General features: G+C 34.1%; 10 protein-coding genes. 4 read left to right on the plus strand and 6 right to left on the minus strand.

Annotated features, from left to right (window positions below; translation table 11 throughout):
- Nucleotides 1-13 precede the first annotated feature (13 nt).
- From ACFHWD_RS00560 to ACFHWD_RS00570, 3 genes are read right to left on the minus strand one after another with little or no spacing between them, the layout of a single operon-like run.
- A complete protein-coding gene (locus ACFHWD_RS00560) occupies nt 14-1024 on the minus strand; it encodes an ABC transporter permease (protein WP_150356939.1) in 1011 nt (336 codons plus the stop codon).
- A gap of 30 nt (nt 1025-1054) precedes the next feature.
- Nucleotides 1055-2629, minus strand: coding sequence for an ABC transporter substrate-binding protein (locus ACFHWD_RS00565; protein ID WP_179977914.1), 1575 nt, complete (start codon nt 2627-2629; stop codon nt 1055-1057).
- A gap of 25 nt (nt 2630-2654) precedes the next feature.
- The gene (locus tag ACFHWD_RS00570; protein ID WP_179977915.1) at nt 2655-3752 is read right to left on the minus strand and encodes a DUF917 domain-containing protein; all 1098 of its coding nucleotides are present in this window, start codon (nt 3750-3752) and stop codon (nt 2655-2657) included.
- A 274-nt stretch (nt 3753-4026) separates the two neighbouring features.
- Between ACFHWD_RS00570 and ACFHWD_RS00575 the strand changes: the two genes are divergently transcribed.
- From ACFHWD_RS00575 to ACFHWD_RS00585, 3 genes are all read left to right on the plus strand, one after another.
- A complete protein-coding gene (locus ACFHWD_RS00575) occupies nt 4027-5178 on the plus strand; it encodes a PucR family transcriptional regulator (RefSeq protein ID WP_378059817.1) in 1152 nt (383 codons plus the stop codon).
- A gap of 113 nt (nt 5179-5291) precedes the next feature.
- The gene (locus tag ACFHWD_RS00580; RefSeq protein ID WP_150358520.1) at nt 5292-5936 is read left to right on the plus strand and encodes an undecaprenyl diphosphate synthase family protein; all 645 of its coding nucleotides are present in this window, start codon (nt 5292-5294) and stop codon (nt 5934-5936) included.
- 141 nt (nt 5937-6077) lie between these two features.
- Nucleotides 6078-6239 (plus strand): DUF3787 domain-containing protein, encoded by a 162-nt coding sequence (locus ACFHWD_RS00585; protein ID WP_150358519.1) that lies wholly within the window; start codon nt 6078-6080, stop codon nt 6237-6239.
- A 90-nt stretch (nt 6240-6329) separates the two neighbouring features.
- On the opposite strand, the gene nifJ is transcribed toward ACFHWD_RS00585, so the two are convergent.
- On the minus strand, nt 6330-9851 hold the full coding sequence (nifJ, locus tag ACFHWD_RS00590; protein ID WP_378059820.1) for a pyruvate:ferredoxin (flavodoxin) oxidoreductase: 3522 nt from the start codon (nt 9849-9851) through the stop codon (nt 6330-6332).
- Between the two features lie 403 nt (nt 9852-10254).
- On the opposite strand from nifJ, the gene ACFHWD_RS00595 reads away from it, so the two are divergent.
- Entirely contained in the window at nt 10255-11160 is a 906-nt protein-coding gene (locus ACFHWD_RS00595; RefSeq protein ID WP_150358517.1) for a cation diffusion facilitator family transporter, read from the plus strand.
- Nucleotides 11161-11198: 38 nt separating this feature from the next.
- On the opposite strand, the gene ACFHWD_RS00600 is transcribed toward ACFHWD_RS00595, so the two are convergent.
- Both ACFHWD_RS00600 and ACFHWD_RS00605 read right to left on the minus strand, forming a co-directional pair.
- Complete coding sequence (locus ACFHWD_RS00600) at nt 11199-11393, minus strand: DUF1858 domain-containing protein (protein WP_150358516.1); 195 nt, start codon at nt 11391-11393, stop codon at nt 11199-11201.
- A gap of 87 nt (nt 11394-11480) precedes the next feature.
- Nucleotides 11481-11675 (minus strand): DUF1858 domain-containing protein, encoded by a 195-nt coding sequence (locus tag ACFHWD_RS00605; RefSeq protein WP_150358515.1) that lies wholly within the window; start codon nt 11673-11675, stop codon nt 11481-11483.
- Nucleotides 11676-11727: the final 52 nt, after the last annotated feature.

Here is an 11727-nt window from a genome sequence, read left to right on the forward strand (position 1 = left end):
TCTGCCATCCTCCCTATACTCTGACTCGTGGATCGAATGAAATTATTATATCTGCTATAAGGTTCAATAGTATATATGCACAGGCTGAAAACAGTGTGACCCCCATAATTGCGGGATAATCCAGTGATACAACAGCTGTGGATATATAATTTCCTATACCTGGCCAGCTAAAAATAGCTTCTACTAAAAACGTGTTGGTAAGTGTATATCCTATAGACAAAGCCAATACTGTAACTGTAGTTCCCATTGAATTTTTTAGGGCATATCTCCATATGATAAACCTCTCCTTAATTCCATAGGATCTTGCTGCTTTTATATAATCTTCCTCCAATATTTCCAAAAGGGAAGATCTCGTCATTCTCGCTACAAGCCCCATGGGATAAAGTGCTATAGTTACCGCCGGTAGAATAATATGCTTGGCAGCATTTAAAAATACAGGTATTTGGCCTGACAACAAACTGTCTAAAAGCAATAATCCCGTATTATGAGGCACATTATACAAGATGTTCATTTTTGTATCCAATTGCCCACCTAAAGGCAAAATCCCCAATTTTCTATAAAATATCAATTGTAAAAACAATGCCACCCAGAAGGTAGGTAGAGATACAGCCCCTACGGAGAAAAATCTACAGAAATGATCAAGTGCATGATCTTTTTTCCTTGCAGAATTCAAGCCAAGCGGTATTCCAATCAAAACTGCCATTATCGTAGACCAAAATACAAGTTCAATCGTAGGAGGCAAATAAGTTTCCAGCTCTTTTAAAACAGGTTGCTTAGTCCTAAGCGATGTTCCTAGATTACCATGGAACAGATCCACTACGTATTTTTCAAATTGAACATATATGGGTTTATCTAAACCCAATTCAATTCTTGCTTTCTGTATCTGCGCAGGCGTAGCTCTTGAACCTGCCCACTGTGCAGCTGGATTTGAAGGTATCACCCTAGTTAGAAAAAAGGTTATGAGAATTACTCCAAATAATACCACCACTCCAAGTAAAATTCTTTTTAATATATAACTTTTCAAATCTTCACCTCCTAGTTATCCTTGGATAAACTATTTTCTATAGCAGTCATAGAAAAACACTACTAGAGGATAAGCAGAATTTGCTTTAAATCCTCCTAAAGAAGAATTAGTTATCCATGCATCTTCTTTGTCGTAGATAAATACAGCTGGATTATCTTTAAGAAGAATTTTCTGTGCGTCTATAAATTTATTTTCTGCTTCTTCAATATTGGTGCTTGACATCTTATATCCATCATCAACCAATTGATCATACTGGCTATTTGAATAATAAGCTAAATTATACAGAGGATTTTTTTCACTGTGAAATAGATTATAGGCCCATGAATACGGACTTGAAATATCAGGCCACCAATACATCATGAGTATATCCTGTCTGCTCTGTATATCCGTACCTTTGGCTTGCTGCCATTGACTTTCCCAAGGCATAGCCCTTACCTCCAAGTTCACTCCAATTTTTGAAAGTTCACTTTTATACAGCTCTGCTGTTTTCTTTTCAGATTCATCTCCACTCATATAAGTAAGTGAAAGCTTCAACTGCCCTTCATTTATTCCAGCTTCTTTCAATAGAGATTTTGCTTTATCCAAGTTTAAGGAATACTTTGTCAAGCTGTCACCATGCCCCCACATTCCAACCGGTATAACTCCTGTAGATTGCTTTGCTAATCCTCCTGCCGCATACTTAACTGCATTTTCATATGGGAATGCATAAGTTAATGCCTCCCTGACTTTTTCATTATCCAGGGGTGCTTTCTTAGTATTAAAAAATGCTACTAAATTTGTAAATGAAGGCTCTATATCAACTTTTACATTTTGTGAGGATTTAAGAGCTTTTACATCTTCTGCAGGAAGATTGTTTGTTATATCAGCATCACCCTTTTCCACCATCTGCCTTCTAGATGAGGTCTCAGAAGTTTTCTTTATTACAGCTTTAGAAAAATGCTTTCCATTCCATCCTTTCCAATAGTCATTGAATTTAGAAAGTACCACTTCATCTCCCATTTTATTGCTGGAAAGCTTGTATGGTCCCGTCCCATCTTCATTGCCCTGTTCCAGCCAATTATCAGGTTTATCTTTAACCTTAGGTGAAATTATAAAAGCTGCATAAGGACAACTTGCTATCATGTCAAGTGGAGCTGCATAATTTAAGGTAAATTGAACAGTATAATCATCTATAGCCTTTATTTCTTTCACAGGAGCCCATATATAAGAAGCACCCACTTCTTTTTTCTGAGTTCTCTCTATAGAATATTTAACAGCATCTGCAGTCATTGTAGTTCCATCGTGAAATTTTACACCCTTTCTCAATTTAAAGGTCCATACAAGTCCGTCTGAGCTTTTTTTATAACTTGTTGCAAGTACATAATCGTATTTTTTAGTTGTAGGATTAAATCTGAGAAGTGTTTCGTAGACATTGTTTAACACAATAACTCCATTGGAAAATTCAACACTTGGATCCCAATTGAGTATCGGCTCACTATTATAGGCATAATAGGCAACATCATTTCCATCACTACTGCCACCACTATCACTGCTGCTTCCGCCGCATCCAGTAAACAATGACAAGATCATCATAAATACAGCTAAAAAACAAATTTTATTTTTCATAAGATAATGCCCCCTTATATCAAAATTATTTTGAAGCCACTTTTTTTTCTATAGGTACATAGTCCACATCAAATCCAAAAAATCTGGGATTTAGAAGTGAGATCCCCTCTTTGCTCCTCCATATCCCATGTGATTTAAACCCCAAAACAGCTATTTGGTCACCCTCCCTGCAATTAGGATTTGTTATTGGATAACCTTTTTCAGCATCTAAAACACATATAAGATCTGGACAAGTAATAAATATTTCATTATTTTTCCAGGAAATCATATTTTCATTTTTATACCATATCTTAAATTTTTCACCCCGGAATTGATTTTGTCCTCCTATAGATATCGTCCCTATTGTAAACCCATCTTTTATTTGAAATGTAGTTCCCTTTTCCACTTTTCCCTTAAAAAGCATATACCCTCCAGTATTTTTAATTATATTCTCTATTGGATCAACACCATTTTCTTCTGCTTCTCTTCTGGCCCTGCCAACTTTTTCAGCATAGCTCAGAGCATGCGGAACTACAGATCTTTTAAGTTCCATCCCATTTATAGGATGATCTGCCATTCCAACTTCGTTATCCGTAACCTCAGCCATAACCCTGGACAATGCTTCAGCTCTCTCATCTCCATGAACTTTGGTGACAATTATAGAATCTCCATATTTAGTTGCAATAGCAAAAGGACTTATAGGTTTGCTCTTAATGCAATATGTGGAAAATTGAAGCTCAGGTACTGCTCTCCCGGCTGCATCACAATCAACTATACATTTATTCATAATTGCAGCGGTTGCCATAGCTTGTCCTGTGTTACCCCCTCCATATTCTATAGAAACTATACCTTCAAATTCTATTCCCATATAATCTTCAAGTTTTTTCACTGCACGGATAGTTTCCATATTGTTTTTTTCACTATTCATTTCATCTTTCGGTTTAACTGAACCACAGTAATAAGGATTTACGTAATAAGAATCATCTCTAATTTCTTCAAACGCTAAAAGTTTAAATTCTCTTCCTTCATCAAATGTCCTTTTTACAGTTTTAATTCCTTTATCTAAATCTCCACCACCTCCAGTACTTAAAATCGTGCATCCAATCAGTATATCCTCTACTTCTTGATATAACAATTTTCGCATTAAAACTCCTCCAATATTAACAATTCGATAAATATACAACTATTTTATTGATATTTATTTACATAATTATATAACTAATTATGATATAATTTATTATAATTATTACAAATATCCATTTATTTTTTTTAGTTTTCTATAATTGATTTGGAAATTACATATCAATTCTGGAAACTGCATTATAACATTGTATAATAATGCAAATATTTTTTACATTTTATAAAAACTTTCAAAAAGTTCAGGAGCAAAAACCCTGTAAGACATAGGAGGGAGATAAATGGCAATCCAAATTAAAGACTTGCTATCATTGAATTTATTTAAAAGTGCTGTCATTGTATCCGGCAAAAATGGTATTTCAAATGAAATAAAAAGAGTTAATTTCGCAGATTGTCCTATTGTAGATGATATCTATGATAAAAATCTTGTAAAACAAGGTGATATATTCATAAGTAGTTTATATATAGTTAAAAATAGTACGGATAAAATGTTCAAACTTATTGATTTTTGTATAAAAAGCGAAAGTTGCGGTATGTTTGTAATAAACGAATATATAAAGAAACTGCCAGACAAAATCATAGAATTGTCTAATAGAAATAATTTCACCATAATATTAATCGATGCTGACATACCTTATGCAGAAATAATAAAAACTGTAACGGAAATGATCTTTCTCGAGCAATCTAACGTAATATCAGAGATGAGATTAGAAAAACTTTTAAATAAAAATATAACTACAAATGAAGTGATCTATTTAGCTAAGCTTTTAAATAGTAATTTCAAAAAAAATTATGCATCTATATATATAAATACAGATAATTTTACTCCTGGCAAAAATCACCTCATTAAGACTAATTTAAAAAATTTGACTAGATGTGAACTTTTAAGATATAAGAAAGGTTCTATACTCATTGTAAATTTTAATATCATAAGCGAATTCATTTCAACCGTTAACTATATAAAAAATTTGGTTGATTCTTATAAAGATACCTATTATATTGGTATAAGTAATTCTTTTTCCAATATTAAGGATTTTAATTTATGCATAAAGCAATGCATATCTTCATTTGAAATAGCAAAAATAATTGACGGTAATGTAGTTTATTACAAAGATTTAAATGTTTATAAAATCTTGTATCCACTAATAGATACCATATATCTCAATGATTTTTACAATGAAATTTTTATTCCAATAAAAAAATATGACGATTACTACAATGCTGATCTGATAAAAACCATAAACACTTATTTTGAAAATGACGGTGATTACAAGAAAACCTCTTTAAAACTTCATCAACATGAAAATACAATAAGATATAGAATTCTAAAGGCCAAAAAAATACTAAACCTTGAACACAACCATATAAAATTCATCGAACAAATGTCAATAGCCTTAAAAATAAATAAACTAAAAAATAATAAAAAATACTAACCAAATATAGATTTCAAATTTTTTTACTCAAAATCAATTTATTTTATATATTTTAGAATATTAACCAAAGTTATTGGCTATAATTTAAGACAGTATTGAAGGGGGATATGCATATGAAATTACCAAATCACATAGGTATAATTCCAGATGGAAACAGACGATGGGCTGTAAAAAATAAATTGAGTAAAGAAAAAGGTTATGTTTTTGGTCTAACCCCTGGTATGAAATTATTTAAACTATGCGAAAGATTAGGAATAAAAGAATTAACCTATTACGGTTTTACTACAGATAATACCAAAAGACCATTGATTCAGAGAAAGGCTTTTACTGAAGCATGTGTAGAAGCTGTAAAAATGCTTTCTAAAGAGGATGTTTCCCTACTGGTAGTGGGAAATACCGATTCTAATATGTTTCCAAAAGCTCTTCTACCCTATACCATTAGAAAAAATTTAGGCAGCGGTGGAATGAAACTTAATTTTCTGGTAAATTACGGGTGGGAATGGGATTTGGGAAAAACACAGCATTCCCGAACTACAAATAGACATTCCATTATTTCATCTCTAAATTCCCATGATATATCAAGAGTGGATCTGATAATACGATGGGGCGGCAGAAGGAGACTCAGCGGTTTTCTTCCTGTTCAATCAGTATATTCAGATTTTTATATAATAGATGATTATTGGCCGGATTTCAAAGCCGAGCATCTTATAAAAGCCCTAAAATGGTATAATAATCAAGATATAACCTTAGGAGGATAATTGAATTTACATATTACCTTATTACCTTATAGTATTTTATAAAATTTTTAAAAATTGTAATTAAAAGCCGTAATATTAGAAAAACTTTTCACTTATATATTGTGGTTTTTCGAAAATACTAAAATTGAGGTGATATAAACTATGTCAAAAAATAAAAAAAATCATAGAGAAAAAATCATAGAAAATCACGAAACTGCTTCATGGGCAAACATTACTAAGATCAAACCGCTTTCCAAGGTACCTATTCCAGATGAAAACGCGACTGAGAATTCTAAAGAATGGGTAGACAGTAATGAAAAATGAAATCTCAAAAAAATATATAACAAATAGTTATATTATAGGCTAAAAATTATGGATCGCTATTTTTAAAGCGATCCATAATTTTTAGCCTAGTTATTGTATTTGAGATAGTTTCTTGTATATGTCATATCTATCCATAGCATTTTTTTCTGATAACTTAAATAGTTCATCCACCCTTTCCGGGAATGTATTTTTGAGAGATGAAAATCTTATTTCTCCCTCTATATAATCCCTGAAAGATAATTTAGGTGGTTTAGAATCTAAAATAAATGGATTTTTATTCTCAAGTTTCAATAGAGGATTAAATCTATATAGATGCCAATATCCAGATTCCACTGCTTTTTTTTCTTCAGCTATGCTGGTTCCCATACCAGTTTTTATACCGTGGTTTATGCATGGTGCATAGGCTATTATCAGCGAAGGCCCTCTATAGTTTTCAGCTTCTGTTATAACTTTTAGAGCATGATTCATATTTGCCCCCATGGAGATCTGCGCTACATATACATACCCATAGCTCATTGCCATAAGTCCTAGATCTTTCTTTTTAAGGACTTTACCCGAAGCTGCAAACTTTGCCACGGCACCAGTTTGAGTCGCCTTTGAAGACTGTCCTCCTGTATTAGAATACACCTCTGTATCCATTACAAACAGATTTACATCTTCTCCAGAAGCCAATACATGATCTACACCTCCGAATCCTATATCATAGGCCCACCCATCTCCGCCTATTATCCACTGGGACTTTTTTACCAGATAATCCCTTTTATCCATTATTTCTCTCAGTACAGGATCTTTTTTATAATCACAGGATTCAATGGATTCTACTACTTTATCTGAAGAAACCTTAGATAAACTTCCATCTTCCATCGTGTTTAGCCACTCACTAAAGGCCTCTCTGATATTATCATACTTGCAGTCTTTTAAATAGGAGGTCATAAGAAGTTTAATTTTATCTCTCATCTGCTTTACAGCCAAAAACATACCATAGCCATATTCAGCATTGTCTTCAAACAGTGAGTTCCCCCAAGATGGACCCTTTCCATTTAAATTCTTAGTGTAGGCCATAGATGGTGCGCTTGCACCCCATATAGATGAGCAGCCTGTGGCATTTGCAATCATCATTCTTTCTCCAAAGAGCTGAGTTATAAGTCTTACATAAGGAGTCTCACCGCACCCAGGGCAGGCCCCATTAAACTCAAGAAGCGGTTTTATAAACTGACTTCCCTTTAAGGTATTCCTGCTCATTACATCCTCTTTTGGGACTATACTCATAGCATAATCCCAATTTTTCGATTCCACTTCCATCTTCTCTTCCAGTGGTTTCATAACAAGAGCTTTTCCCGGTGCCGGACATACATCCGCACAATTTCCACAGCCAGTGCAATCCATAGGACTTACCTGTATGCGAAAATCAAATTTTTCCAGCCCCCTGCCCACAGCTTTTTTACTCTCAAAACTTTCAGGTGAATTTTCTATCTCATCCTCATCTAGAAGGAATGACCTTATAGTAGCATGTGGACACACAAAGGCACACTGATTACACTGTATACATTTGTCAATCTGCCATTCCGGTATGGTCACTGCTATACCTCTCTTCTCATAAGCTGTGGTTCCAACAGGGTAAACCCCATCAGCTATATTAATGAAAGCACTTACAGGCAAATCATCTCCTTCATTTTTCGCCATAGTTCTTTGAATATTTCTCACAAAATCTGGTTCATCTCTTATTATCTCCATTTCCTCTACAGCGTCTTTCCACTTTTCAGGAACATTTACCTTTACAACAGCCTCCAGTCCTCTATCCACAGCTCTGTCATTCATCTCAACTATATTTTTCCCCTTACGTCCATAGGTTTTCTCTATGGATTCCTTCAAATATCTAATGGCATTACCTATTGGTATAACATTGGCCAGCTTAAAAAACACTGCCTGCATCACCATATTTATTCTGCCGCCAAGGCCTATTTCTCTGGCAATCTTAACTGCATCCACAATATAAAATTTTATATTATTCTGAGAAATATATTTTTTCATGGATGGGGGAAGTTTTTCATCCAACTCCTCTTGACTCCAGGGACAGTTTAATACAAAAGTCCCGCCTTTCTTCAAGCCTTTTAGTATATCATAATTATTTATAAAAGACCTATTGTGACAGGCTATATAATCCGCGCTATTCACAAGGTAAGGTGATTTAATAGGCTTTTTCCCAAATCTCAAATGAGATACCGTAGTTCCACCAGATTTCTTGCTGTCATAGGAAAAATAGGCCTGAGCATAAAGATCCGTATTATCACCTATGATCTTTACGGCAGATTTATTGGCTCCCACAGTACCGTCAGAACCAAGTCCCCAGAATTTGCAGCTTATAGTTCCCTCAGGAGTGGTTTCTATTGTACCATAATTTTTTAATGAAGTATTGGTAACATCATCTACTATGCCTATAGTAAACCTTTCTTTTGGCTCACTTTCCCTCATGTTTTCAAATACAGACAATATCTGGGAAGGGGTGGTATCCTTAGAACCAAGCCCATATCTTCCACCAAATATTGCAGGTGCATTTTGTCTTCCATAAAATATCTTGCATATATCCAGATACAGAGGCTCCCCCACAGAGCCCGGTTCTTTGGTCCTGTCTAAAACTGAGATTTTTCTAACAGTAGAGGGAAGTACCTTTAAAAAATGCTCTTTTGAAAAAGGCCTGTAAAGGTGCACCTTTATACACCCGACTTCTTTACCCTCTTTAATTAAATAATCTACAGTTTCATCAATGGTATCACATACGGATCCCATGGCCACAATTACACATTTGGCATTTTTATGCCCATAATACTCAAAAGGTCTATATTTTCTCCCAGTTATCTTATTTATTTCTTCCATATAGCTCTCTACTATCTCAGGAACTCTTTCATAAAATTTATTGGAAACCTCTCTGCTCTGAAAATATATATCTGGATTTTGCGCAGTTCCCTTAATTGTTGGATGTTCTGGATTTAAGGCCCTATCCCTAAATTCCTGTATTGCCTCATAATCTACCAATGGTTTAATATCATCATAGTCCATGACCTCTATTTTCTGGTATTCATGAGAGGTTCTAAATCCATCAAAAAAATGTAAAAATGGCACTTTAGACTCTATTGCACTCAGATGTGCAACAAATCCCAGGTCCATTGCTTCCTGAACATTAGAAGATGCCAGAAGAGCAAAACCCGTCTGTCTGCAGGCCATTACATCCTGATGATCCCCAAAAATTGAAAGTGCGTGGGTAGCAACTGCTCTGGCGCTCACCTGAAATACTCCCGGCAAATGCTCTCCTGCTATTTTGTACATGTTTGGTATCATCAGCAGAAGCCCCTGAGATGCAGTATAAGTAGTAGTCAATGCCCCTGCTGCTAGTGATCCATGCACTGCCCCTGCTGCTCCTGCCTCTGATTGCATTTCAGCTACTTTTACAGTCTGACCGAAAATATTCTTTTTCCCATGGGCAGACCATTCATCCACACCTTCGGCCATTGGAGTAGATGGAGTAATGGGATATATAGCAGCTACCTCAGTAAATGCATAAGAAGCATAGGCTGCAGCTTGATTTCCATCCATAGTCTTCATATTCTTAACCATAAAACTTGTCATCCTCCTTTATTATTTATAGATAGATATGTATAATATTCATAGAGTCTAGAGTCCCCATGAAATTCTCTCCACCTTTGTTTTTATCATTCCATTTTCTTCAATTTTAGGGTAGAAAGTATATCTTCTTTAACTTATTATTTGAAATATAAAGATTCTCATACATAAATATTTTAAAAATATCAGGTTTTCTAGATAATCACATTTAATTATTTTCTCTATATAATAAATAGATGGATTGAATTACATAGCTGTACTTTAAAAACGATTTTCTTTATCAATTGATAATGTTTATTATCTTATATTACTATTGACTTATAAGCTATTTTAGTCTATTATGATAGATATACTTAATTATCATTTGATAATTATTGAATCTTAGGAGATGTTTGAAATGGATGAAAGAGTAAAAACTGCTACACTCTCTATAATTTCTAATAGCAGTTTAATAATTATGAAATTAATAGTTGGGATATTTACAGGCTCGGTGAGCATTTTATCTGAGGCAATACATTCCACTATGGATTTAGCTGCATCCATAATATCCTTTTTTTCTGTCAAAATATCATCCAAGCCAGCAGATAAAGAGCATCCTTACGGTCATGGAAAATTTGAGGATGTATCTGGCGTACTGGAATCAATTTTAATTTTTACAGCCTCTATATTTATAATAATAGAGGCTTCCAAAAGATTAATTAGTGGGAAAGAAATAAATTCCTCCACTCTTGGATTTTTAATTATGTTTTTATCGGCAACTATAAACTTTTTGGTATCTAAAAGATTATACAAAGTGGCAGAAAAAAATGATTCTATGGCTTTAAGAGCAGATGCTCTTCATCTTAGAACAGATGTATATTCCTCTGCAGGAGTCGGCCTGGGGCTATTTTTAATATGGGTTACCAATCTTCATTTTCTAGATCCACTGATAGCTATATTCATAGCTCTCTTTATTTTAAAAGAAGCCGTCAATCTTTTAAAGTCTGCTTTTGATCCACTAGTAGATGTAAAATTATCCGACAGTGAGATCTCCATTATAACCAATACTATATCTAAATACAGCCCTGGCTGCGGCTTTCATAAATTGAGAACTAGAAAATCTGGAAATGAAAGATATGTAGATCTTCATCTGGTATTTCCCGGAAACATGCATATGAAAAAGGCTCATGATATATGCGATAATATAGAAAGCGAAATGGGTAATTCCCTTAAAAATACAGAAGTAATGATTCATTTAGAACCTTGCAATAATGATTGTAGAAATTGTGGACTCCTCAACAAGTCAAAATGTAAAAATAGATAGGAATTGAACATTCCTATCTATTTTAAAATTGATCTTTTTTATTCCACCTCATTTAGAGCTTTAATCAGCTTTCTCACGTTTATTCCATGTACCATGGCTGCTTCCTCTACTGTTTCGGCCAATGATGCAGGGCATCCTATGCATCCCATTCCAAAATCCATAAGTATTTCAGCATAGGTAGGATTTATCTTTAACACATCACCTATAGTCATATTTTTATTAATCTTAGCCATAATATTTAATCTCTCCTTACATTTTTTATTAAATATTCAGTATATATCCCTAATTATAATTTCCAGCATTTTAAATCTATATACAAGCTAAACAAGTGCGTTCAATGCCTTTAATAAATTGTCAACATCTATTCCATGTACCATGGCTGCTTCCTCTAAAGTCTCACCCTGAGCTGCACCACAAGCTACACATCCCATTCCAAATGCCATAAGCGTTTCAGCATGCCTCGGATGTAATCTGATTATTTCACCTATAGTCATATCCTTGGTTATCTCAGACATATTTTATACCTCATTTCATATTTATTTACATACTTTAATCAGCAGGTTTATA

The sequence above is a fragment of the Clostridium sp. MT-14 genome (assembly GCF_042436595.1).
GTDB classification, from domain to species: domain Bacteria; phylum Bacillota; class Clostridia; order Clostridiales; family Clostridiaceae; genus Clostridium_B; species Clostridium_B aromativorans.